The sequence below is a fragment of the Ruegeria sp. genome (assembly GCF_965243365.1).
Classification (GTDB): Bacteria; Pseudomonadota; Alphaproteobacteria; order Rhodobacterales; family Rhodobacteraceae; genus Ruegeria.
Genome location: NZ_CBDEUW010000001.1, coordinates 65,312 through 87,977, shown reverse-complemented (window position 1 = coordinate 87,977; position 22,666 = coordinate 65,312). Strand labels below are relative to the sequence as shown.

Sequence of the window (22,666 nt, the reverse complement as noted above, 5' to 3'; positions counted from 1 at the left end):
TGCGGATTGGCAAATTTACGCCCGTGCTACCTGCTATTTCTGGCGCAGCATTGGAGGTACACAAATCCACGAACTGGTAGGGAGGGCAGGGGCTTCACGTAATTTGATAAGGTGCTTGATAACCACGTGATGTAAAGTCTTGTAAACAAGATGGTGTGTTTTCTGAAATCTTCTGGAAACACAGATTTGCAAATCCTAAACTCTGCCTGACCTTCTGGCCGGGCGAAGAAATTAATTCTGCGGCTGTTTTGGAGCCAAAATGCGTTTCAGCGTAGGGATTGCGGTATCAATACTTGTCGCCCTGTCAATCGGCGCATCGACATTTGTTGTGCATTCGCTGTGGTGGACTACGGCGCGGGAAAACAGCCGGATGCTGGCGGCTGAGATCAACAGCCAGATCGCCAATACTGTTCGAATCGAGGTTGGGCTGACCCTCAGATCAGCCGAGGCGGCCTGGGCGGCGGTCAGGACAGTTTTTGTGCAAAACGTCATCCAGACCCGACAAGCCGACAAGCGCGAATTCGTTTTTCTGTCGCAGTTGCAAGCACAGCCCAACATATCTTGGATCGCGTTCGGCTGGCCCGATGGCAATTTCTTTGCCGCCCATCGTTTGGGTGACGGTGGTTTGGAGATGATGGAAATCGACGAAGAAATTCGGGATCGGATGCTGCGACGGGACCGCTACATTTTTATCCCCGGCGATATTCAGTTCGAAGAGCGCAGTTTCTCGGAAACGGATTTCGATCCGCGAGACCACGCGTGGTACAGCAATTCGATCACCCGCGATATGCCCGACTGGATCGAGGTGCGCGACCTGCCGGACAGTGACAAGACGATCTATGCGTTTGCGGGGCCGATTGATGTGAACCGCAGGCGGCAGGGTGTGCTGGCGGTTGCAATCGATACCGACCGGTTGTCCCGGTTTCTGGGATCGCTGCGCCCCGGTGAATTTGGCGCGGCCTTTGTGCTGAACGCCGACGGCAAGGTGATCGCCATTCCGGACCCGAATGCCGATGAGATCACTCCGGCACGCATGGGCGAGGGTGAACTATACGAAGTCGCAAGAATTTCCGGAGAACGCTTGTTGGCCAATGCCGAGCGGACCGTTGCCGGCAGCCTGACGAAACGAATAGTGTATGACGATGTGCCCTATGCCGTGGCCCTGACACCTCTTGGGTTCTATGGCTGGCGCGTTGCCACGGTAATTCCTGAATCTGCATTTCTGTCGGGCATCGACCGCACGCTGGTCAACTTGGTTTACGCGCTGCTGGTGGTGGTGGTTGCAGCAACGGGTCTGGCGATCTTGTTGGTGCGCGGGATCGTTGCAAAACCGCTGTCCCGGGTTGCCGAGGACCTGAGTAAAATTGAACGTTTCGACGTCGAACAGGTGTCGCGCCGCCCGTCCCGGCTTAAAGAGCTGGAAAACCTTTCGGCCGCCACCGCAAATATGGCTGCGGGGCTGTCGGCTTTCCGAAAATATGTTCCAACCGACCTTGTCAAAATGCTGGTGGCCGAGGGTATTGAAACCCAACCCGGTGGCGAGACAAAACAGATTTCGGTTCTGTTTTGCGATGTCTCGGGGTTCACAGGGCTGGCAGAAAAGCACGGGCCAAAGATCGTCCGGTTGTTAGAACCCTTCTTCAGCGCGGCGTCCTCGACGATCGAGCGTCACGATGGCACGATCGACAAGTTCATTGGGGATGCAGTCATGGCGTTCTGGGGTGCCCCAAGGCAGAATCCCAAACACGCGGAAAGCGCCTGTCGCGCTGCGCTGGAGCTTGTGTCCGTGGTCGAAAAGGCTGGAATACACGATGACTCCGGCACCACGCTGCGTGTCAGGATTGGAGTGAACAGTGGCGAAGCGCTAGTCGGCAATATCGGCTCGGAGCAACGGTTGAATTATACCGCAATCGGTGATGTCGTGAATGTAGCCAGCCGTTTGGAAGGCGTGAACAAGGTTTATGGCAGCGCGATTCTGATTGGCCCCGAGACACGACGCGAAGCGGGCGAAGCGATTGTTGTCAGAGAACTGGACATGCTGGCGGTCGCGGGCAGGTCAGGTGAACTTGTTGTGTTTGAGTTGATCGCGATGTCAGACAGTTTCGATGGTCATCGAAACTGGATTGATGCCTACGAAACGGGTTTGGCCCATTACAGGGCCAAACAATTCTCTCAGGCCGTCAGCGCATTTGAAACAGCCGATCGGCTGCGTGGCGGCGATCCGGCCTCGGTCTTGATGATCCAAAGGGCCGCCGCGCTGCAGGCTGAGCCGCCCACAGATGATTGGACGGGTGTTTCGGTCGTCGCAGACAAGTAGTTCCAAACAGCCTTACACCGCCCAGCGGCGCCAGGCCTTTCTTTTGTGCGTTGGAACAGCCTAACGAGGTTCAGCCTTGCAACTGCTCCCACATCTCCAGATCGCGCTTGTCCGTCCAGATGCGAGGGTGTGTGATCCCGCGGGCTTCGTCATAGGCGCGGCTGACGTTGAAGGGCAGGCAATGTTCGTAGATCGCATAATCCTTGAACTTCGGGTCGCAGGCTTCGCGCACGGCGTCCCAGGCATCTTTCAGCGAGCCACCCTTCATCGCCACACGTTTGGCCGGTGTGTAAGTGGAATTCACAAAGTCCCGTGTGCTTTCAATCGCGCGTTCCACGGCGTCCTTGCCAACCAGTGCCGCACCGCGCCCCGGAGCAATGGCGTCCACGTCATATGCTTTGATCGCGTTCAGGGTGCCGCCCCACTCCTCGAAATGACCGTCGCCACAATAACAGGCCGAGTGGTCTTCGACGATGTCGCCAGTGAACATCACGTTCTGATCAGGCACATGAATCACCGCATCACCGGCTGTGTGGGCCCGGCCGATCTGTTTGATGTCCACACGGCGATTGCCCAGATATACGGTCATGCTGTCGCTGAATGTGGTGGTGGGCCAGGTCAGGCCCGGTATGCTTTCATGTCCTTCGAACAAGCGCGGGAAGCGTTGGAATTCGCTGTCCCAATCCTCTTGCCCGCGCTCTACGACCATTGAACGGGCCACGTCGGACATGATCACCTGTTCCGCGTTGTAGGCCGAGGCTCCAAGCACGCGCACTGCGTGGTAATGGGTCAGGACAACGTGGCTGATAGGCTTGTCGGTAACCTCTCGAACTTTTTCGATCACCTTGTTTGCAAGGCGCGGTGTGGCCTGCGCTTCGATGATCATCACGCTGTCATCACCGATGATGACACCCGAATTCGGGTCACCCTCGGCGGTAAAAGCCCACAGCCCCTCTCCGATCTCATCAAAGGTGATTGTCTTTTCGGTCAGATCGCCTTGCGATGCGAATGCTTTTGCCATGGGTGGTCTCCGGTGTTCTGGCCGATGGTCGTACGGCTCAGCTGCGTTTGTATGGCGCATCAAGCGCCGGAAGAACAGTCCCGGTGCAATCGCCAAAGCCGATCAGATAACCGTCACCCTTGGCCACACCCTGTAGCGTCAATGTGTCACCATCTTCTATGAAACTGCGCGTTTCGCCAGAGTCGAGGGTCAATGGTTCCTTACCGCCCCAGCTAAGCTCTAACAGCGACCCGCGATTCTGCTTTTCCGGGCCGGAGATTGTGCCAGAGCCCAACAGGTCACCAGTGTTCATCGGGCAGCCGGAGGTGGTGTGATGTGCCAATTGCTGTGCCGCAGAATAATACATCTCTTTGTAGTTGGTCTGGGCAATCGTGGTAGCGGACTGGCCTGCGGGTGCCATGGTGACCGACAGATCGATGTCATACAACATCGGCCCAACGTCTTTCAGATGATCCAGCAGCTCAAATTCACGTGCCGGAGTGTCGCAGCGGAACGGCTCCAACGCCGCTTTGGTGACGATCCACGGAGAAATTGAGGTGGCCGTTGCCTTGGCTTGAAATGGGCCGAGGGGCTGGTATTCCCAGGCCTGAATGTCGCGCGCGGACCAGTCATTCAGCAGCACGTAGCCAAAGATGTTGTCATCGGCTTCCTGCACGGAAATTGGTCCATCGGATGGCGTGCCGACAATGGCTCCCATTTCCAGTTCGATATCAAACCGCTGCGACGGCGCAAAGCGGGGCAGCGCATCGTTGGGGCCTTTGAGCTGACCCCAAGGCCTGCGAATATCGGTGCCCGACACAACGACCGAGGAAGCGCGACCGTTATACCCGATTGGAATGTGCAGCCAGTTTGGCGGCAAGGCGTTTTCTGGCCCGCGGAACATCGTTCCGACATTGAAGGCATGATGGCGACCGGCGTAGAAGTCGGTATATTCGCTGACCACCAGGGGCAGGTGCATCTGGACATCGCTCTGTGCCACCAACAGGGGCTCTACGCTGTTGCGATCCTCAGATCCATCAGCCAGCAGTGTTGTGAGGCGGTCCCGCAATGCCGCCCACACGGCGGGGCCTTCCTCCATCAGAGGGTTCCAGAAGGGTAGGTCGAACAATGGCTCGTCCGACAAGACGATCAGCCCCTGTTCCTCGGCAGCAGTGACGTCCAGAATCATATCGCCGATCGCAACGCCGCATCGGGGGTCTTCGCCGTTGGTTGAAAAAACACCGTAGGGCAGGTTGTTCAGCGGAAAGGGATGGGTTTCATCATTGGCCGAAGCCACCCAGGATTTTTTCAAAGGCATTTTGTCTCCAGACCTTCGTCACGTCGGCAAGATTCCTCGACAAGAAATCTTGAGCCGAGATAGTGTTTACTTCTTGCCGGGGGTGCCGTCGAATTTCTTTTCGATGTCGGTCCAGCAGTCGATGTAGTCATCCTGCAACGGGGCCTCATTGGCTGCAAATGCTGTCAGGTGCTGTGGGAAGCGGGTTTCGAACATGAAGGACATGGTATTTTCCAGCTTGTCCGGCCCCAGATTTGAATTCGACGCGTTTTCAAAGGCTTCCTTGTCGGGCCCATGTGGCAGCATCATGTTGTGCAAGCTCAGGCCGCCAGGAACAAAGCCCTGCGGCTTGGCGTCATACTGGCCGTAGATATTGCCCATCAGTTCGGACATGATGTTCTTGTGATACCAGGGCGGACGGAACGTGTCTTCCATGACCAGCCAACGTTCGCGGAACAGGACAAAGTCGATATTGGCGGTCCCCGGCTGACCTGACGGGGCGGTCAACACGGTAAATATCGACGGGTCCGGATGGTCGAACAGGATGGCACCGACCGGGCAATAGGTGCGCAGGTCGTATTTGTAGGGCGCGTAGTTGCCGTGCCATGCGACCACATCCAGAGGGCTCTGATCTACTTTGGTCACGTGAAACTGGCCGCACCATTTCACGGTGATGGTCGAAGGTACCTCGCGGTCTTCGAACGCGGCGACCGGGGCCTTGAAATCGCGCGGGTTGGCCATGCAGTTGGCTCCGATTGGCCCTCGACCGGGCAGATCGAATTTCTGGCCATAATTTTCGCAGACAAAGCCTCTGCAAGGGCCTTCCAGCACTTCAACACGATAGACCAGTCCGCGCGGGATGATGGCGATCTCTTTGGGTTCAAGATCGATGATCCCCAGTTCTGTCGCAAAGCGCAGACGGCCCTCTTGCGGCACAACCAACAATTCGCTGTCAGCCGAGAAGAAATAGTCATCCATCATGGATTCAGTGACCAGATAGACATGGCTGGCCATACCGACCTGAGTGTTCACGTCACCGGCGGTGGTCACGGTGCGCATCCCGGTGATCCAGTTCAGCGCCTCACTCGAATGCGGCACGGCATCCCAGCGGTATTGCCCCAGGCTGATGACGTCCGGGTCAACGTTGGGGGCCGATTTCCAATACGGCACATCGATCTTCTTGTAGCGATGAGAGTGTTTGACCGAGGGTCGTATCCGGTAACACCATGTCCGTTCGGGCGGATTCGCGGTGAATGCAGTACCGCTCAGCTGTTCGCCATAAAGGCCGTAATTGCACTTTTGCGGGCTGTTCATGCCACGTGGCAGCGCGCCGGGCAGGGCCTCGGTCTCGAAATCATTCGCCCAGCCGGGCATATAACCCTCTGTAACGGCTGATTTATCAATGGCAACGGTCAGTCCGCTGTAAGTCGAAAGCTCATTCATCGGGGCCTCCTATTCAAACGATTCGAGCAGGTTTTGGCGTTGCGCCGAATATTCGTTGCATTTGCAACGGTGTCAATATTTTTGTTGCATTTGCAACGACAGTTTGAATTCTATGCAGGCAAAAGGAAATCCCGATGACCGCTAAAGACTTGCCAGAGTTCGATTTAGACAGGTACTTGCCGTATCGCCTGACAGCATTGGCAGCGCGGCTGAGCGGGGAATTGGCCCAGCGCTATAAGGGTGAATTCGGGATCTCGATCCCTGAATGGCGGGTCTTGGTAAATGTTGGATATGTCGAAAACCCGTCGGTTCGGGATATTGAAAGGCGGGTCAACCTGGATAAGTCGAAAGTCAGCAGGGCGGCGGCGCGGCTTGAAGCCCGTGGCCTGATCACCAAGGTTGTCGACCCTGATGACCGCCGTCTTGTCAAACTCAACCTGACTGACCAGGGGGTCGACGTTCTTGGACGGCTCATCCCAATTGCACTGTCCTATCAAATCAGCCTCAAGGCCAAACTTGGCGAAACCGAGGAAGCGCTGCATGCGGCCCTCGATCTGCTATCGGAAGATTGAATGATAAAGCTCTATGACTACTGGCGGTCTTCAGCCAGCTATCGCGTCCGGATCGCCCTGGGGTTGGCGGGGGAAACATGGGAAACGGTCACGGTAAACCTGTTGGAGGCCGAACACCGGTCAAAAGAACACTTGGCGCTGAACCCACAAGGCCTGGTGCCGGTTCTTGAGATTGATGGCCATCGTTTTACCCAATCCCTCGCGCAGATCGAGTATATCGATGAGACCAGAGGCCTCGGGCTTCTGCCCGCAGCCCCTGTTGCCCGCGCCACTGTGCGTGCCCTGTCTTATGCGATTGCGATGGAAATCCATCCGATCTGCAACCTTGGTGTCGCAAAATGGGCAGTGGAGCAATCGGATCAAAAGATCACAATGGAAGGCTGGATGCAGCATTTCATCGAAAAAGGGCTGAAAGCTTACGAGGCCCTTATATCCGGAGGAGACTATTCATTTGGCGACACTGTGTCTCTGGCCGACATTTGCTTGATGCCGCAACTTTATAACGCGCAGCGTTGGGGCATTGATCTGTCTTTGTTTCCGAAAACTTCGCGGGTCAAGGAAACTCTGGACTTGATACCGGCCTTTCAGAACGCCCACCCGGATCGCAGCCCGCACTAACCGGCTGCCATCTTCCGACCTGTGTCAAACTTGGCTACGGCCTGTTCCAGGGCGCGCAACCCGTCTCGCAACTTGTTCAGATCGTCGCTGTCCATATGTCCCAGAATTGTGTCAGCGCAGAATTGAACGGCTGGAAACACGCGGTCAAAAAGGGACCTGCCTTTTGAGGTGCAGGTGTATTGGCGTAACCGACGGTCGCTGTCGGCCACTGCGCGGCTGATCAGCCCTTTGCTCTCTAACCGCGTCGCTGCACGGCTTACCTGAACTTTGTCCAGTGTTGTGCGTTGCGCCAGCTCCTGTGAATTCAGCTGTCCCGCGTCAGCGAGTAAAAGAAGCATGCGCCACTCTTCCCGGGACAGCCCATAGGTACCGCCATAGACTTCAACAAGCTGGCGCGAGAACGCCTCGGCCGTTGATGCGAGTTGATAGGGAAAATAAGTATCGAGATCCATAAGCGCACCTTTTTGCCTGTATTGTATTTTGTTGCAGGTGCAACGAAATGATTCAGATCAATAGGCCAAGGAAACACTGTTGCAAACCAAAGTTCAGCTGCCTCAGTCTTTTCGGACCTTCGAATACGACCAACAACGCTGCATCGGTCGCAATCGAGCATTTGGACACCGCAAAACTGCCAAGACTTTCAATTCAGCTTCACGCAATTTGTCATCAAACTGACACGAGAGACCTATGCGCTATTCCGGACTTCGGATTCTTAAAGAGGCTTTGACGGGGCATAAAGGCTGGAAACCGGCCTGGCGCGACCCAGAGCCGCAAGACCAGTATGATTTTGTGATCGTCGGTGGTGGCGGCCATGGGCTTGCTACAGCGTACTATCTGGCAAAGGAATTCGGTGAAGCCCGGATTGCAGTTCTTGAAAAAGGCTGGATCGGTGGCGGTAACGTCGGGCGGAACACGACTATCATCCGCTCGAACTATCTGCTGGACGGAAATGAGCCTTTCTATGAGTTCTCGTTGAAGCTCTGGGAAGGGTTGGAGCAGGATTTCAACTTCAACGCCATGGTCAGTCAGCGCGGGATTCTGAACCTCGTGCATACCGATGCCCAACGGGATGCGGCAAGGCGGCGGGGCAATGCGATGATCCTGAATGGCTCGGATGCCGAGCTGCTGGATACTGATGGCGTCCGGGCGATGTACCCGTTCCTGAACTTCAACAACGCACGCTTCCCGATCAAAGGGGGCTTGCTGCATCGACGTGGCGGTACCGTGCGTCATGACGCAGTTGCCTGGGGCTATGCGCGTGGCGCGGATTTACGTGGTGTGGATATCATACAGAACTGCGAAGTGACCGGGTTCCGTATCGAAAACGGTAGTGTGCAAGGTGTGGAAACCACGCGCGGCTATATCGGCGCCAAAAAGGTTGGAGTGGCGGTTGCCGGATCATCCAGCCGGGTGATGGAGAAGGCGGGCATGCGCCTGCCGATCGAAAGCCACGTGTTGCAGGCGTTTGTGTCAGAGGGTCTGAAACCGGTGATCCCCGGAGTGATCACCTATGGTGCCGGGCATTTCTATTGCAGCCAGTCGGACAAGGGTGGGCTGGTCTTTGGTGGCGATATCGACATGTACAACACTTATGCCCAGCGGGGGAACCTGCCAGCGGTCGAGGATGTGGTCGAAAGCGGCATCTCTCTGATCCCCGCATTGGGCCGCGTGCGTCTGCTGCGGGCGTGGGGCGGTGTCATGGACATGTCGATGGATGGCTCTCCGTTCATCGACCGGACCGGGATCGATGGTCTCTATTTCAACGGTGGCTGGTGTTATGGCGGCTTCAAGGCCACGCCCGCCTCGGGTTGGTGTTTCGCGCATCTTCTGTCCACCGCCCGCCCGCATGAGGTCGCAACAGCCTATCGTCTGGATCGATTCCGTACCGGGCACATAATCGATGAAAAAGGGGTGGGCGCGCAGCCCAACCTGCACTGACGGAGGCATGAGCATTTTCAGCAAAAGTGGGAACCGGTTTTGCGGTTCGGAAATGCGACAGGAAAGCGACACATGATTATCAATCATCCTCTTCTTGGCCCCCGCGATGCGCAGGAATTTGTCTATCTGGGCGATGCGGCAATGATCAACCGCCCCGACTGGCAGGCGGAAAACGCAGCAGAGGCGTTTCACGACTATCTCTACCTACGCGACAACCCGGCGGGTGAGCATCGTGAGCTTTGGTATCACGAGCAGGGCGACCGGTCGTGGCTGGTGGTCACGCGCAATACGCTGACACATGAGATTACAAGTGTTGAACTGGCCCGCGACGTGGCCCGGGCACAGGGGCGCGGCAGATGAGCGGACAGATCAATCGACTGAATGGTGGTCTGGTCGACCATGGCCAAAACCTGAATTTCACCTTTGACGGCAAAAGCTATCAGGGGCTTGCGGGCGATACGCTGGCCTCAGCTCTTCTGGCCAATGGCGTGCGCCTGATGGGCCGTTCCTTTAAATACCACCGCCCGCGCGGGGTGCTGACGGCCGGATCGGAAGAACCAAATGCGCTGGTTGAGCTGCGCTCAGGCGGACGGCAGGAGCCGAACACCCGCGCCACTGTGGCCGAGCTTTATGAGGGGCTGAACGCGAACTCTCAGAATCGCTGGCCGTCGCTGCAGCGGGACGTGTTGGCGGTCAATGATCTGTTCAGCAATTTCCTGACAGCAGGCTTCTATTACAAAACGTTCATGTGGCCCAAGGCGTTTTGGGAGAAACTGTACGAGCCGATTATCCGTCGTGCCGCGGGTCTTGGCAGCGTTTCGGGTGAAGATGACCCGGATGTTTATGACAAGGGCTTCCTGCATTGCGACCTGCTGGTGATCGGGGCTGGTCCTGCGGGTCTGTCGGCGGCGCTGACAGCTGGGCGCGCCGGGGCTCGGGTCATTCTGGCGGATGAGGATTTTGCGCTCGGCGGGCGGTTGAATTCGGAAACCTATGCCGTCGACAACATGGCCGGTTCGGATTGGGCCATTCAGGCTGTGGCTGAGTTGTCGTCGATGGACAATGTGCGCCTGTTGCCACGTACAACAGTGGTCGGTGCCTTTGATCACGGCATCTATGGCGCTGTTGAGCGTGTTGCCGATCATAAACCGCAGCCCGGCGCAGACGAGCCGCGTCAGATCTTCTGGCGGATCTATTCGAAACGGGCCGTTCTATGTGCCGGTGCAACGGAACGTCCTATCGCGTTTCCAAACAATGACCGGCCTGGGATCATGATGGCCGGTGCCGTGCGATCTTATGCCAATCGTTGGGCGGTGACACCGGATCAACGGATCTCCGTCTTCACCAATAATGACGATGGGCATCGCACCGCCGCTGACCTGATGGCCAAAGGCGTTCAGGTTGCCGCCGTTATCGATACGCGTGCCGACGCGCCCCAGCTCGATGGCACCGAAGTCTTTGCCGGCGCGCAGGTGATCGGCAGCAAGGGGCGTTTGGGTTTGGAGGTCGTAACGGTCCAGACGCAGCAAGGCTTTACCCGCGACATCATCTGTGGTGCGCTGGCGGTTTCCGGCGGCTGGAACCCGAATGTGCATCTGACCTGTCATCAGCGTGAGCGTCCTCAGTGGAACGAAGCACTGGCCGCTTTTGTGCCGGGCGAATCCCTGCCCGTCGGGCTGTCCGTCGCCGGAGCAGCGGATGGTGCGCTATCCACTCATGGGGCTTTGGAAACGGGTGCTGCCCGTGCTGTCGAAGCGCTGGCCGATCTGGGCATTCAGGCCAAGCCGGGCAATGTTCCGCAGGCCGAAGATGCGCCGGTCAATCTGCAACCCTTCTGGTATGTGAAAGACGGCAAGGGCCGGGCCTGGATTGATCAGCAGAATGATGTGACCGTCAAGGATGTGAAGCTGGCGCATCAGGAGAACTTCGTTTCGGTCGAACATCTGAAACGCTACACGACCCTTGGGATGGCAACCGATCAGGGCAAGACCTCGAACATGGGTGGCCTTGCGGTCATGGCCGAGATGACCGGCAAGTCGATCCCCGAGACCGGCACAACCATCTTCCGCCCGCCGTATACGCCGGTGGCGATGGGTGCGCTGGCCGGGCGCGCGGTTGGCAAGCATTTCCACCCGACCCGCGAAACCCCCAGTCACAAATGGGCAGTTGAGCAAGGTGCTGTATTCACCGAAGTCGGTGACTGGCTGCGCGCGCAGTGGTTCCCTCGCAAGGGTGAAACCCATTGGCGGCAATCAGTGGATCGCGAAGTGTTGGCGACCCGCAATTCGGTCGGTGTCTGTGACGTGACGACTCTGGGTAAAATCGACGTTCAGGGCGCGGATGCGGCAGAGTTCCTCAACAAAATCTATGCCAACGGGTTTGCGAAACTGCCTGTGGGCAAGGTCCGCTATGGTCTGATGCTGCGCGAGGACGGGATTGCCTATGATGACGGCACCGCAGCCCGCTTTGCCGATGATCATTTTGTTGTCACCACCACCACCGCCAATGCAGTGCTGGTCTATCGCCGGATGGAGTTCGCGCGGCAGTGCCTGTGGCCGGACCTTGACGTGCAGCTCATTTCCACGACCGAGGCCTGGGCTCAGTATGCGGTGGCAGGTCCGAACTCGCGCAAGTTGCTGGAAAAGATCGTCGACGATGTCGACCTGTCGAACGAGGCCTTCCCTTTCATGGCTTGTGCTGAGATCACCGTCTGCGGCGGTTGCCGTGCGCGGCTGTTCCGTATCTCGTTCAGCGGTGAGCTTGCTTATGAAATCGCTGTTCCAACGCGCTATGGCGACGCAATGATCCGCGCGCTTATGGAGGCGGGCGAGGAGTTCGATGTGGTCCCCTATGGTACCGAGGCATTGGGGGTCATGCGGATCGAAAAAGGTCACGCGGCAGGCAATGAGCTGAACGGCACCACCACAGCGTTGAACCTCGGCATGGGCCGGATGGTCAGCAAAAAGAAAGACTGCATCGGCAATACGCTCAGCGAACGTGAAGGATTGAACGAAGCTGACGCCCTGAGGCTGGTGGGTTTCAAACCGTTGGATGCCGGGGATACCGTTGCGGCCGGGGGCCATCTGATGAATGCAGATGGTCCGGTCGATGCGGCCCATGATCAGGGCTATGTCACCTCGGCGGCTTATTCGCCGGTGCTTCAAAGCTCAATCGGTATTGGCTATCTGAAAAACGGGGCCGAGCGGATGGGTGAGGTTCTGCGCCTTGCGAACCCGCTGGAGGGCAGCGAAGTGAAGGTCGAGGTGGTCAGTGCCCATTTCGTCGATCCGGACGGAGGACGTCAGCGTGCATAAATTGAAAGCGATAACACCGCTTGGCGCAACAGGGCCATCGACAGATGAATTCCAAAACCTGACGATTACCGAGGTGACGGATCGGGCCCTGGCCTCATTGTCCATGCGGCTTGGTCATGACAGTGAATTCACCAAACGAGCGCAGGACCTGCTGGGTTTCGACCTGCCCCAACCGGGTGGTGCGTCTGTTGGCACGTCCTTTGCGGCCTTTTGGATATCTCCGGACAGTTGGATGATCGATGCTGACTACGCCGGTTACGAAGATCTCGCTGCCCAGATCAAGTCGGTGATGCAGGAGACCGCATCGGTCGTCGAACAAACCGACGGGTGGTGCCGTTTTGATGTGACCGGTGCTGCGGTATGCGATCTGTTCGAACGGCTGTCCAACGCCGATATCCGTGCTATGCAGTCCGATACGGCCACACGATGCGCCATTCATCATATCGGCTGTTATATCTGGTGCCGCGAGGCTGGTCAGACGTTCTCGGTCCTCGGGCCAAGATCATCGGCGGGTTCATTGCATCACGCATTGATCGAAACCGCACAGGCTGTCGCCTGATCTTAGTGCAGGAACGCGTTGCTGGTTACCCGGAATCGGTTGTGTTCCTGACGATCCTGCCGTGGCGAGGCCCCGAACTGTTCGGCGTATTGCCGCGACATTGAGGTTGGACTGGTATACCCAACAGCATGGGCGATAGAGGTCAGCGAATCCTGCGTGTAGATCACAAGTTGCCGCGCCGCCCGCAGGCGCAGCAGGCGATAGTATTCACCGGGGCTTTGACCAATGGCCTGCCGGAAACTGCGTTCCAGATGCCGGGCGGATACGCCGACCTGACGGGCCACCTCGCGAGTGGTCAGGGGGAACTCCAGATTTTCGGAAAACAGCGAAATCGCGCGTGAGACATTGTCAGGCAGGTGATCAGCGGTTTCGTCCGTGCCAAATGTCGGTGTTTTCTGCCGAATATTGGGATTGCGGATCGCCGAGTGCTGAAACCAGCAGGCGACCTCGGCCATAGTGGACTCGCCAAGGGCCGCATCAATTACGTGCAGCGCCAGATCGAAGGCCGAGGCCGCCCCCGACGCCGTGCAGGACCTGCGGTTGATGGCAATCACGTCATCCGTCGTTTCAATCTGTGGGAATTCCGCTGCAAATGCAGTGCGATAGAGCCAATGCACCGAGCACGTCTGGCCATCCAAAACACCAGAGCGCGCCAACGGGAAAACACCGCCACTGATCGCGCATAGCGTGGTTCCATGCCGGAACAGATACCTCAGCTTACCCGTCGCCGATTGCGGATTCGAGAATGTGCCGTCGGGTTCGGACAGGACGACCAGGAAATCAACTTCGCTTACGTCGCTCAATGCGCCATCCACCTCAAACGACAGGCGCGCGCTGGACCGGACCGAGGTGCCGTCTTCGGAATACAGGGTCCAGGAGAACTTCTCCTGTCCGGAAATCTCGTTAGCTGCCCTGAGAGGTTCGATCACCGAAGAAAGACAAGCCATCGGGAAACCGGGCAACAACAGGAAGCCGATGGAAATCTGGATGCGTCCATCGAATTTCAGGTATTTCAGGGGTGCTGAGATCTGGTGCATGACAGCCTCTGATATCTGCAAATCGCCACACTGTGCCCGACAATTGGCGGGGCAAAGGGCACTTTATCAGAGTTTTCCCTGTTGTGAAATAAATTTTCCTGACAGGGCTGACTACACAAACGCCCCTGACCTGTGCCATGGTTGCCCGGGACGGTGATGCGGATCAAGAGGAACCCGATGGCGCAGACGGAAAACAAAGATGAGACGGTGGCGCTGTCACAGGATCCGCACAGGGTTCGGGACAGCGGTGAAAAGGACCTTGAAACCGCCATTGGGCGCGAAATCAAGGCTTTGCGTCTACAGCAGGACATCACTATCGCCGAATTATCAGTCCTGACCGGATTGTCCATCAGCATGTTGTCCAAGATCGAGAACGGCGCGACCTCGGCTTCACTGACGACGCTGCAATTGCTGGCCAATGCGCTTAGCACACCGATCACCTCATTCTTTCGCAGGTACGAGGAAAACCGCAACGCGGTACACACAAAAGCGGGTCAGGGGGTTGAGACAGAGCGGGCCGGGACACGCGCCGGTCACCAATATAATCTTCTGGGTCATCTCGGGGCAAATGCCAGCGGCGTCGTGGTCGAACCCTATCTGATCACACTGACCGAGGAGTCCGATCGCTTCCCAACGTTTCAGCATGACGGCATCGAAATGCTCTACATGCTGGAAGGGGAAGTTGACTACCGCCACGGCGACTCGATCTATTCGCTGAGGCCGGGGGATACACTTTTCTTTGATGCCGACGCTCCGCACGGGCCCGAGGGTCTGGTGAAGCTGCCTGCCAAATATCTATCGATCATCTCGTATCCTCAGACCAGCTGACCGCTAAGCTGTTGATTCCAAGAAGCTCTGGTCCGCGGGCTTACCGGCCGGGTTTGGTTTTGTCGGCTTTAAGGGTTTTGGATTTTCCTATCAGGAAAATTTATTTCTTATAGTTGTCTTTTCAAAAACGGCCTGCTAGCGTCTGACTCGACGAAATTTCAGAGGGCAAAAGCTGATGTGTGGAATTGTCGGTCTGTTTCTAAAAGACAGAACGTTGGAGCCCGAACTCGGGGCGATGCTGACAGATATGCTGGTCACCATGACTGACCGCGGCCCGGATAGTGCGGGGATTGCGATTTACGGGGCGGAATCGGACAACGCGGCCAAACTGACAGTACAGTCGGACCAGCCCGAGCAGGATTTTGCCACGCTCGCCGCAGACTTGGGGGCCGCCGTTGGGGCCAAGGTCACTTTGCGTGCCAATGACACCCATGCGGTGTTGGAACTGGACGCCTCTAAGGTGGAACAGGCGCGGCAGACTGTGCGCGAACTGCGCCCGGGGATGCGGGTGATGTCGGACGGCGCGGCGATCGAAATCTACAAAGAGGTCGGATTGCCCAAGGATGTGGCTGAACGTTTCAGCGTATCGACCATGGGTGGTAGCCACGGTATTGGCCATACGCGTATGGCAACGGAATCCGCCGTGACCACTGAAGGCGCACACCCGTTTAACACCGGGTCGGATCAGTGTCTGGTCCATAATGGCTCGCTGTCGAACCACAATTCCCTGCGCCGCAAGCTCAAGCGCGAAGGTGTGCGGGTTGAATCGATGAACGACACCGAGGTTGGTGCGGCCTATCTGACCTGGAAGATGCAGAACGGGGCCACCCTGGGTGAGGCGCTGGAAGGCAGCCTTGAAGATCTGGATGGGTTCTTCACCTTTGTTGTGGGCACCAAGGACGGGTTCGGCGTGGTTCGTGACCCGATCGCCTGCAAACCGGCGGTGATGGCCGAGACCGATCAGTACGTGGCTTTCGGCAGCGAATATCGCGCGCTGGTCAACCTGCCGGGCATCGAAGACGCCAAAGTCTGGGAGCCCGAGCCCGCAACCGTCTATTTCTGGAGCCACTAAGATGCAGACTTATGATGTCGCAGAAAATGGCCTGCGCGGGTTGAATTCGGCCCTGCAGGCGCAACGTAATGAAACCAACCAGACCAATTGGGTGGTGCAGAATCCCAAAGGCAGTCACGCCATTGCGGTGGGTCTGGACGCGCCGATTGAGGTCACCGTCAAAGGCTCGACTGGTTACTACTGCGCGGGCATGAACCAGCAGGCAACCGTCAAGGTCGAAGGCTCGGTTGGCCCTGGCGTGGCCGAGAACATGATGTCCGGCACCGTGGTCGTTGACGGCGATGCCAGCCAGTATGCTGGCGCGACCGGGCATGGCGGACTGCTTGTGATCAAGGGCAATGCAAGCTCGCGCTGCGGGATCTCGATGAAAGGGATCGATATCGTCGTGCATGGCAATATCGGCCACATGTCAGCCTTCATGGCGCAAGCGGGCAATCTGGTGGTTTGCGGCGACGCAGGAGACGCGCTGGGGGATTCCCTTTACGAAGCGCGCCTGTTCGTCCGTGGCTCTGTCAAAAGCCTCGGTGCCGATTGCATCGAAAAAGAGATGCGGCCAGAGCATATCGAGATTTTGAAAGACTTGCTGGAACGGGCTGGCAGCGATGCCAAGCCGGAAGAGTTCAAGCGCTACGGCTCGGCCCGACAGCTTTACAATTTCGACGTCGACAACGCGGCGGCGTACTAGGGAAATGGCCATGAAAGATTCAGATAATCACATCCCTCGCACAGAGCCGATTCAGTCGGCGACCTTCACCAACCCGATCAACGCGGAAATTCGCCGGGCGGCTGCGACTGGCATCTACGACATCCGTGGTGGTGGTGCCAAACGCAAGGTGCCGCATTTCGACGATCTGCTGTTTCTGGGCGCGTCGGTTTCGCGCTACCCGTTGGAAGGCTATCGGGAGCGTTGCGATACTTCGGTCACGCTGGGGACGCGCTTTGCCAAGAAGCCAATTCAGCTGGACATTCCGGTGACCATTGCGGGCATGAGCTTTGGCGCGCTTTCGGGTCCCGCGAAAGAGGCTTTGGGCCGGGGTGCCTCCATGGCGGGTACGTCAACCACCACCGGTGACGGCGGCATGACCCCTGAAGAGCGTGGGCATTCCTCCAAGCTGGTCTATCAGTATTTGCCCTCGCGTTACGGTATGAACCCCGACGATCTGCGTAAGGCTGACGCCATTGAGGTTGTTGTAGGTCAAGGTGCGAAGCCCGGCGGCGGCGGCATGCTGCTGGGTCAGAAGATCAGCGACCGAGTGGCTGAAATGCGTACTCTGCCCAAGGGTATCGACCAACGTTCGGCCTGCCGTCACCCGGACTGGACCGGCCCGGACGATCTGGAAATCAAGATCCTCGAACTGCGGGAAATCACCGATTGGCAGGTGCCGATCTACGTCAAGGTCGGCGCAACACGGCCCTACTACGACACCGCGCTGGCGGTGAAGGCGGGGGCTGATGTTGTGGTGATGGACGGGATGCAGGGCGGTACAGCTGCCACGCAGGATGTGTTCATCGAACATGTCGGCCTACCGACCTTGTCGTGCATCCGCCCCGCTGTTCAGGCGCTGCAGGATTTGGGCGTGCATCGCGAAGTGCAACTGGTGATCTCGGGCGGTATCCGTACCGGGGCCGATGTGGCTAAGGCGATGGCGCTGGGTGCGGACGCGGTGGCCATCGGTACCGCGGCTTTGATCGCACTGGGCGACAACGACCCGAAATGGGAGGCCGAATATCAAAAGCTGGGCACCACAACCGGTGCATATGACGACTGGCACGAAGGATTGGATCCGGCGGGGATCACCACTCAGGATCCCGAACTGGCCGCGCGTCTTGACCCGATCGAGGCCGGGCGCCGCCTGCGCAACTATCTGAAGGTTATGACGCTTGAGGCGCAGACCATCGCGCGGGCCTGTGGCCACAACCACCTGCATAATCTGGAACCCGAAGATCTGTGCGCCCTGACGATGGAGGCCGCCGCAATGGCGCGGGTTCCGCTGGCAGGCACCGACTGGTACCCGGGCAAGGCCGGGTTCTGATCCGATTAAAAAAGGCGCTGCCCTATGGGCGGCGCCGTTCATATATTGAACCGCATCAACAGGGAAAGGGAAGCCGACCATGACGACAGATCTGGCAGCTTTCGCCAAGGAAAAAGGCGTTAAATACTTCATGATTTCGTTCACCGATCTGTTCGGTGGACAGCGGGCCAAGCTGGTCCCCGCACAGGCCATCGCCGATATGCAAGAGGATGGCGCGGGCTTTGCGGGATTTGCCACATGGCTCGATATGACTCCTGCGCACCCCGACATGCTGGCAGTACCGGATCCGTCTTCGGTGATCCAACTTCCCTGGAAGCCCGAGGTCGCATGGGTCGCCGGCAACTGCGTGATGGAAGGCCAGGATGTGGCACAGGCCCCGCGCAACGTACTGCGCCGCCTGATTGACGAGGCCGCCTCTGACGGGATGCATGTCAAAACCGGGATCGAGGCGGAATTTTTCCTGCTGACTCCGGATGGAGAGCAGATCAGCGACCCTTACGACACGGCGGCAAAGCCCTGCTATGACCAGCAGGCCGTCATGCGCCGCTATGATGTGGTCCGCGAAATCTGTGACTACATGCTGGAGCTGGGCTGGGGTCCGTACCAGAACGACCACGAGGACGCCAATGGCCAGTTCGAGATGAACTGGGAATTTGACGACGCGTTGAAGACTGCGGACAAGCACTCATTCTTCAAGTTCATGACGAAATCCGTCGCGGAAAAGCACGGCTTCCGCGCGACATTCATGCCCAAACCGATCGAGGGGCTGACAGGTAATGGCTGTCACGCTCATATTTCGGTCTGGGATGCACCCGGCGCAGATGCCAAGACCAACGTGTTCGCAGGTAAAGGCGATGGCCCGACCGGAGAGGTCGGCCTGGGCGAAAAAGGCAAGCACTTCCTTGGCGGGATCATGAAACACGCCAGTGCGCTGGCGGCAATCACCAACCCAACGGTGAACTCGTACAAGCGCATCAATGCTCCGCGCACCATGTCGGGTGCGACCTGGGCGCCGAACACCGTCACATGGACCGGCAACAACCGTACGCACATGGTGCGTGTTCCCGGGCCGGGCCGGTTCGAATTGCGCCTGCCGGACGGTGCGGTGAACCCCTATCTGCTTCAGTCGGTGATCATCGCCGCGGGCCTTTCGGGTATCCGGTCAAAGGCCGACCCGGGCCGCCGCTATGACATTGACATGTATGCCGAGGGCCACACGATCACCGATGCACCGAAGCTGCCGCTGAACATGCTGGATGCGCTGCGGGAATATGATAAAGACGCAGGCCTCAAGGCGGCCATGGGCGAAGAATTCTCGGCCGCTTACCTGAAGATGAAGCGCCAGGAATGGGACTCTTTCGTCAGCCATTTCTCACGCTGGGAGAAAGAGCACACTCTGGACATCTAGTTCCACGCAGTCGCCGCGGTTTTTTGCTGAAATGCCGCGACCAGACCATTCATGTCGCCGGAGTGTTCGTTACGCTCCGGCGTCTGTGTTTAAGTCACACAAAATCCAAGAGGTGGAGTGTGATTGACACCCGATTGACTCGTCTTTTCGGTTTGACGTGCCCCGTCGTTCTTGCCCCGATGCACGGGCAGGCTGACGGGCGGCTGGCTGCTGCTGTGGCGACAGCGGGCGCTTTGGGAATAATTGGTGCCGGAGTGTGTGATGCGGAGTGGATAGATGCCCAGTTCCGGGCAGCTGGAAATGAAGCAGTCGGCTGTGGGTTTGTCACCTGGCGTTTGGCGCAAACGCCGGAACTGTTGTGTCAGGTGCTGGCAAAACGTCCACGTGCAATTTTTCTAAGCCACGGTGATCCTCGCCCTTTCGCAGACCGTATCGCAGATGCGAAGATTCCGTTGATTTGTCAGGTGCAGGGTTTACAAAGCACAGCCCGGGCTGTCGAAGCCGGAGCCAGTGTTATTGTGGCGCAGGGGCGCGCGTCGGCCGGTATCTCAGGGTCGCGTTCGACGCTGACCTTGCTGCCGGAGGTCGCGGATTTTCTGCACCGTGAAGCCCACGACACCCTGTTGCTTGCGGCCGGTGGTATCGCAGATTCCCGTGGTCTGGCTGCCTGTATTGTGATGGGCGCAGATGGTGTTGTCATGGGTACAAGGCTTTGGGCCAGCCGCGAGGGACAGGGATCAGCGCAATATGCCGACGCAGTTTTGCAGGCGACAGGTGACGACACTGAAGTGACGAAAATGTCAGGCGCGGATTGGTCCGATTCCGTCGAGGCCCGCGCCTTGCACATCTCATCGGAGGCGATCCCCGCGGGAGAGGGGATTGGCCTGATCCGGGATATGCCATCAGTTGACGATATCCTGCGTGTCATTACGCAGAAAGCCAGCCGGCTGATGGTTCATGCGCAACGCAAAGTGGTGCCGTAGCGGACGTTGCAGGAATCGCAGCCTGTTGAAGGACTGCCTGCGGCTTCGCGAAAATAGGTTTCGTGGAAATGCGAAACCATCAGGAATGGCGTGCCAGAACAATCGTGAAATGCTGGTAAGCTATAAATTTTGTAATGAATCCGCAGAAATTGATGGACAAGGTGCGATTTTCGCAGTTCACTATGGCTCAGAAAATGCGATGCACATCGATAGCAAGGCTGCGGTGTGGACCTTGAAACCCTAAGTCTGGAACTTGAACGATGAAGCCAATCGATTCGTTGCTTGAGTCTTTCTACGAAGAAACCACTCCTCGGCGCGGCCTGCCTGCCGCGGCTTACAAGGATGCCGAATTCTGGCGTGCCGAATGCGCGTCGGTTTTCACGCGCAATTGGGTTTGCGTTGGTTTCGCGCATGAGCTGCAGGCCGCCGGAGATGCCGTGCCGGTTACAGTGGCCGAACATCCCCTGCTTTTGGTGCGCAACACTGCCGGTGAAATTAAGGCATTCCACAACATTTGCCGCCACCGCTGCCTGACTTTGGTGGATGCACCCAAAAACGTGGGTAAGCTCATTCGTTGCCCCTATCACGCATGGGCCTATGATCTGGACGGTCAACTGCGTGCGGCCCCTCATTTCGGGGGCGCCAATGATCATCAGGCGGATGGATTTGACAAGGCGCAAAACAGCCTTGTCCCCGTGCGCAGCCATATCTGGAATGACTGGATCTTTGTGAACCTCGACGGGCAAGCCCCCGATTTCGACGCGTACTCCGCCTCGATCCAGTCGCGGTTGGATGGAATGGACTGGGGCAAGCTCAACTGTATCGGAACCCTGGATTTCGGCGAGGTGGCCTGCAACTGGAAGTTCATCATGGAGAACTTCATCGAGCCGTATCACGTGCAGTTCGTGCATTCCTCGACCACGGATCAGCCGTTAGAGGATCACTATACGATCATTGACGGCAATTGTCTGGGCAGTGCGGTTGATCTGGAGGAAGAGATCGGAACGTCCTGCAGTCTGGGTGTCAGCTCGCGCTATCTGACGCTATATCCGAACTTCATTCTGGGGCGGTATTTTCCCGACCAGCTGGGGGTTTATCTGAACATCCCCACGGGCCCCGGCACGATGATGCAGAAACGGGCGCTTTACACCACCGAAGGCCAATCCCTGACGCCCGAAGAAGTTGAGGGGCTGAAAAAGCTCTGGTGGGATGTGCACAAGGAAGATCACGAAATGACGGAACGGCTGCAGCTGGGTCGGGCTTCGACCATTTCCGAAGCAGGCGGCGTGTTATCCCCGGCTTGGGAAGACAGTGTGCGTGCGTTCCAGGAGATGGTGGCACGGGATGTGACCACCACCGAGAAACACTGAATTGAGGAGACCAACGTGACCGACAGCATTAGCAGCGGCTTCCGCCTTGCCCACACAATGATGCGGGTGAAGGACATGGAGAAATCACTGGAATTCTACTGTGGAATTCTGGGGATGCAGGTTCTGCGCCGCACTGATTACCCCGAGGGCAAATTCACCAACACCTTCATCGGGTATGGCCCCGAGGCGGAACACCCGACATTGGAATTGACCGCCAACTGGGGTCAGGAAGAACACTATGACAAGGGCAATGGCTGGGGGCACATCTGCATCGAAACCCCCGATGTCTACAAGGCTTGCGAGGAACTGGCGGCGGCAGGTGTGAATATCACCCGCCCGCCGGGGCCAATGAAAAACGGCACCCGCGTGATTGCCTTCTGCGAAGACCCGGACGGCTACAAGGTCGAGCTGAACGAGTCCATTCTGAAACACCTGGCTAAAGAAGGATCCTGATCCATGGGTGAAAAGCCACAATTGATGAAATGGGATCTTGTCGAAGATCGTTATAACCAGATCGGCGACAAGGACAGTGACACCTACATCAAGCCGATGGTCACCAGTGAGTTTTCCAAGACCATGTGCGGCGGCATCAATGTTCTGAAGAACATCAAGGTGCCGTGGGATCTGACTTGTGATGAGATCATCTATGTTCTTGAAGGTACGTTTCGCCTGGTTTGTGACGGTGAAAGCTACATCTGCAACCGCGGTGATGTGCTCTACATCCCCAAGGACAACCACATCTCGTATGAGGCGGATGATCGCTGCGTGATCTTCTACGCTGCCTACCCGCATAACTGGAAGCAATTGGCCGGGATTACAAAGGTTCCCGGCATTGATCCGGATGATTTTGTAGCGGGCTGATAGCCTGCTGCGGTCT

The 22,666-nt window shown here is 57.5% G+C and carries 21 protein-coding genes; 16 read left to right on the top strand and 5 right to left on the bottom strand.

The annotated features are described in order from the left end of the window. Positions 1 to 259: 259 nt before the first annotated feature. Complete coding sequence (locus ACP0GE_RS00445) at positions 260 to 2,317, top strand: adenylate/guanylate cyclase domain-containing protein (RefSeq protein WP_424830045.1); 2,058 nt, start codon at positions 260 to 262, stop codon at positions 2,315 to 2,317. Between the two features lie 70 nt (positions 2,318 to 2,387). Here the strand turns inward: ACP0GE_RS00445 and ACP0GE_RS00440 are convergent, their stop codons facing one another. The 3 genes from ACP0GE_RS00440 to hmgA all read right to left on the bottom strand — a co-directional run bounded on the left by ACP0GE_RS00440 (position 2,388) and on the right by hmgA (position 6,057). Then, the gene (locus ACP0GE_RS00440) at positions 2,388 to 3,338 is read right to left on the bottom strand and encodes an MBL fold metallo-hydrolase (RefSeq protein WP_424830044.1); all 951 of its coding nucleotides are present in this window, start codon (positions 3,336 to 3,338) and stop codon (positions 2,388 to 2,390) included. Between the two features lie 37 nt (positions 3,339 to 3,375). Next, complete coding sequence (fahA, locus tag ACP0GE_RS00435) at positions 3,376 to 4,635, bottom strand: fumarylacetoacetase (protein ID WP_424830043.1); 1,260 nt, start codon at positions 4,633 to 4,635, stop codon at positions 3,376 to 3,378. A 66-nt stretch (positions 4,636 to 4,701) separates the two neighbouring features. Next, positions 4,702 to 6,057, bottom strand: a complete 1,356-nt coding sequence (hmgA, locus tag ACP0GE_RS00430; RefSeq protein ID WP_424830042.1) for a homogentisate 1,2-dioxygenase — start codon at positions 6,055 to 6,057, stop codon at positions 4,702 to 4,704. 134 nt (positions 6,058 to 6,191) lie between these two features. On the opposite strand from hmgA, the gene ACP0GE_RS00425 reads away from it, so the two are divergent. Both ACP0GE_RS00425 and maiA read left to right on the top strand, forming a co-directional pair. Further along, a complete protein-coding gene (locus ACP0GE_RS00425; RefSeq protein ID WP_424830041.1) occupies positions 6,192 to 6,629 on the top strand; it encodes a MarR family winged helix-turn-helix transcriptional regulator in 438 nt (145 codons plus the stop codon). After that, entirely contained in the window at positions 6,630 to 7,247 is a 618-nt protein-coding gene (maiA, locus tag ACP0GE_RS00420) for a maleylacetoacetate isomerase (protein WP_424830040.1), read from the top strand. On the opposite strand, the gene ACP0GE_RS00415 is transcribed toward maiA, so the two are convergent. Further along, the gene (locus ACP0GE_RS00415; RefSeq protein WP_424830039.1) at positions 7,244 to 7,699 is read right to left on the bottom strand and encodes a MarR family winged helix-turn-helix transcriptional regulator; all 456 of its coding nucleotides are present in this window, start codon (positions 7,697 to 7,699) and stop codon (positions 7,244 to 7,246) included. The two genes, maiA and ACP0GE_RS00415, sit on opposite strands and share 4 nt — an antisense overlap. Before the next feature lie 235 nt (positions 7,700 to 7,934). Here ACP0GE_RS00415 and ACP0GE_RS00410 point away from each other — a divergent pair, with 235 nt between their 5' ends. From ACP0GE_RS00410 to ACP0GE_RS00395, 4 genes are all read left to right on the top strand, one after another. Continuing rightward, positions 7,935 to 9,185, top strand: coding sequence for a sarcosine oxidase subunit beta family protein (locus ACP0GE_RS00410; protein ID WP_424830038.1), 1,251 nt, complete (start codon positions 7,935 to 7,937; stop codon positions 9,183 to 9,185). A 72-nt stretch (positions 9,186 to 9,257) separates the two neighbouring features. After that, positions 9,258 to 9,545 (top strand): sarcosine oxidase subunit delta, encoded by a 288-nt coding sequence (locus tag ACP0GE_RS00405; RefSeq protein WP_424830037.1) that lies wholly within the window; start codon positions 9,258 to 9,260, stop codon positions 9,543 to 9,545. Then, the gene (locus tag ACP0GE_RS00400; protein WP_424830036.1) at positions 9,542 to 12,499 is read left to right on the top strand and encodes a sarcosine oxidase subunit alpha family protein; all 2,958 of its coding nucleotides are present in this window, start codon (positions 9,542 to 9,544) and stop codon (positions 12,497 to 12,499) included. The genes ACP0GE_RS00405 and ACP0GE_RS00400 overlap by 4 nt, the downstream gene beginning before the upstream one ends. Beyond that, on the top strand, positions 12,492 to 13,058 hold the full coding sequence (locus ACP0GE_RS00395) for a sarcosine oxidase subunit gamma (RefSeq protein ID WP_424830035.1): 567 nt from the start codon (positions 12,492 to 12,494) through the stop codon (positions 13,056 to 13,058). The genes ACP0GE_RS00400 and ACP0GE_RS00395 overlap by 8 nt, the downstream gene beginning before the upstream one ends. Before the next feature lie 2 nt (positions 13,059 to 13,060). Here the strand turns inward: ACP0GE_RS00395 and ACP0GE_RS00390 are convergent, their stop codons facing one another. Then, entirely contained in the window at positions 13,061 to 14,095 is a 1,035-nt protein-coding gene (locus ACP0GE_RS00390) for a GlxA family transcriptional regulator (protein ID WP_424830034.1), read from the bottom strand. A gap of 177 nt (positions 14,096 to 14,272) precedes the next feature. On the opposite strand from ACP0GE_RS00390, the gene ACP0GE_RS00385 reads away from it, so the two are divergent. From ACP0GE_RS00385 to ACP0GE_RS00345, 9 genes are all read left to right on the top strand, one after another. Continuing rightward, positions 14,273 to 14,923 carry a helix-turn-helix domain-containing protein gene (locus ACP0GE_RS00385; RefSeq protein WP_424830033.1) on the top strand — a complete coding sequence of 217 codons (651 nt, stop codon included), beginning with the start codon at positions 14,273 to 14,275 and terminating at the stop codon, positions 14,921 to 14,923. 175 nt (positions 14,924 to 15,098) lie between these two features. Next, positions 15,099 to 15,995 carry a class II glutamine amidotransferase gene (locus ACP0GE_RS00380; protein ID WP_424830032.1) on the top strand — a complete coding sequence of 299 codons (897 nt, stop codon included), beginning with the start codon at positions 15,099 to 15,101 and terminating at the stop codon, positions 15,993 to 15,995. A 1-nt stretch (position 15,996) separates the two neighbouring features. Next, a complete protein-coding gene (locus ACP0GE_RS00375) occupies positions 15,997 to 16,680 on the top strand; it encodes a protein GlxC (protein WP_424830031.1) in 684 nt (227 codons plus the stop codon). Between the two features lie 10 nt (positions 16,681 to 16,690). Continuing rightward, on the top strand, positions 16,691 to 18,028 hold the full coding sequence (locus ACP0GE_RS00370; protein ID WP_424830030.1) for an FMN-binding glutamate synthase family protein: 1,338 nt from the start codon (positions 16,691 to 16,693) through the stop codon (positions 18,026 to 18,028). Between the two features lie 79 nt (positions 18,029 to 18,107). Beyond that, positions 18,108 to 19,436, top strand: a complete 1,329-nt coding sequence (gene glnT, locus ACP0GE_RS00365) for a type III glutamate--ammonia ligase (protein ID WP_424830029.1) — start codon at positions 18,108 to 18,110, stop codon at positions 19,434 to 19,436. A 119-nt stretch (positions 19,437 to 19,555) separates the two neighbouring features. Continuing rightward, positions 19,556 to 20,419 carry a nitronate monooxygenase gene (locus ACP0GE_RS00360; protein WP_424830028.1) on the top strand — a complete coding sequence of 288 codons (864 nt, stop codon included), beginning with the start codon at positions 19,556 to 19,558 and terminating at the stop codon, positions 20,417 to 20,419. 260 nt (positions 20,420 to 20,679) lie between these two features. Continuing rightward, complete coding sequence (locus ACP0GE_RS00355; protein WP_424830027.1) at positions 20,680 to 21,789, top strand: aromatic ring-hydroxylating oxygenase subunit alpha; 1,110 nt, start codon at positions 20,680 to 20,682, stop codon at positions 21,787 to 21,789. Between the two features lie 15 nt (positions 21,790 to 21,804). Next, on the top strand, positions 21,805 to 22,242 hold the full coding sequence (gene gloA / locus ACP0GE_RS00350; RefSeq protein WP_424830026.1) for a lactoylglutathione lyase: 438 nt from the start codon (positions 21,805 to 21,807) through the stop codon (positions 22,240 to 22,242). A gap of 3 nt (positions 22,243 to 22,245) precedes the next feature. Continuing rightward, on the top strand, positions 22,246 to 22,650 hold the full coding sequence (locus tag ACP0GE_RS00345) for a cupin domain-containing protein (protein WP_424830025.1): 405 nt from the start codon (positions 22,246 to 22,248) through the stop codon (positions 22,648 to 22,650). Positions 22,651 to 22,666 lie beyond the last annotated feature (16 nt).